Origin of the sequence: Campylobacter sp. US25a (assembly GCF_004379075.1) — a bacterium.
GTDB lineage: Bacteria > Campylobacterota > Campylobacteria > Campylobacterales > Campylobacteraceae > Campylobacter_D > Campylobacter_D jejuni.
Genome location: NZ_RYYM01000053.1, coordinates 1 through 1,549, shown reverse-complemented (window position 1 = coordinate 1,549; position 1,549 = coordinate 1). Strand labels below are relative to the sequence as shown.

The 1,549-nt window shown below is 29.2% G+C and carries 2 protein-coding genes; both read left to right on the top strand.

Features of this window, described 5'->3' with window-relative positions; translation table 11 throughout:
- Positions 1-810 (top strand): hypothetical protein (locus ELQ12_RS10785; RefSeq protein ID WP_243834155.1); only part of this gene is annotated, 810 nt, incomplete at its 5' end.
- The coding region (locus tag ELQ12_RS09635; RefSeq protein WP_072222605.1) for a hypothetical protein at positions 797-1,549 on the top strand (753 nt) is incomplete at its 3' end. The genes ELQ12_RS10785 and ELQ12_RS09635, both read left to right, overlap by 14 nt.

The following is a 1,549-nucleotide window of genomic DNA, read 5'->3' as shown; positions in this document are numbered from 1 at the left end:
TTAAAACTTCAAATCGCACAAGGACTAGATGAAATCTTAGAAGATGAAGATAGAAAACAAGAGCTTTATGTTTGTAAATTTGTGGTGGTAAATGGGGTTAGTGAAAACAAAATAAAAGCAAAAAATAAAGATGTAAATATAAATAATGGCACAAAATACACAAACACTACAAAAAGCAATAATATAAGTTCTAGTGAAAACAATGCTCAAGAAATCATCCCTGATAATGTTATAAGAATACAAACACAAGATGGCAGTGGGGAGTTTATTGAGATAGTATTTGATGATTTGGAGGAATGGAGAAATAAATCAAGTGGAGCTATAAAGCCTTTATTTACCCCATTAGAAGGTATAGTGGAAGATATTTCAAATTCACTTGAAAATGTCAGCATTATCGGTGATGCCTTAGCAATGCTTGGTGCAGTGAAAAATCCTAAAAATGCAAAAAATATTATTAAGAAAAAATCCAAATATGCCACCAAAAAAGAAGTGATAGAGGTATTAAAAAATAAATACAATCTTAAGACTTCTAAAGAATTAAATAAAATGGGCTATAAACAATTTATCGAAAATAATAATGTCTATATAGTCAAGGATAATAAACAAATAAAAGAGATTTGGGAGGATATTACAAAAGATACGACAATATTGCCAGATGCGGGAAATGGTATAAAAATGAGAAAACTAGATGATGGAACTATTATAAGATTAAGAAAAACATCGGATTCTGGTGGTTCAGCAATAGATATAGGAAATAAAAAACCAAATAATGTAATCCATAATAAGGCAAAAGAAGATGGTGATTGGTAAAGTAATTCATAAATACGGTTCGTTTTTCCCTGATTTTGATGAGATATTTTACAATTTAGGTTATGATGGTATTTGTTTTGATGAAAAATCAGATATAAAGCTTTTTCTACAAATTCCAAACCTTAAGAAAACAGATATTTTAGAATATTTTGAAGATCATTTTTTAGGATCAATTTTTGAGGATGCATGCGAATTTAATGACTTGGATTGTCCTTTGTTTTACACAGAAGATGAAAACTTAAAAAATTCCATAAAACCAAATTACAATAGTGAGTATGTAAGTATTATAGGGCAACTATTCTTAGCAGGATATATAGACTTTGGGATTACTCCAAGATCGGAAGATAAATATACAAGAACAGACTATCCTACTAATTTATCTTATTATAAAGAAGATAAATATCAAGCTTGGATATATTTTAGAGATAATTTCTTTTATACTAATGCATTTTTAAAAGGGTATTATGACGATATTTTAATCTATAAAGGCAAAGAATATACAGCAAATACTCTACCCAAACTTAAAAAAGGAGAAACGATCCATAGTACAATGCATAGTGCTGCTTCTTGGGATATGCCAAGATATTGGAGTGGGTATAATATATGGGTAACAAGAACTCAAAAAGGCACAAAATATCTCCGTGAGATTTTAGAACCTAGAGTTTACAACAAATACAAAGATTTAGAAGTAGAGATTGATGATAAGGGTAATGTGCTTAGATGGATAGGAGAGATTAAT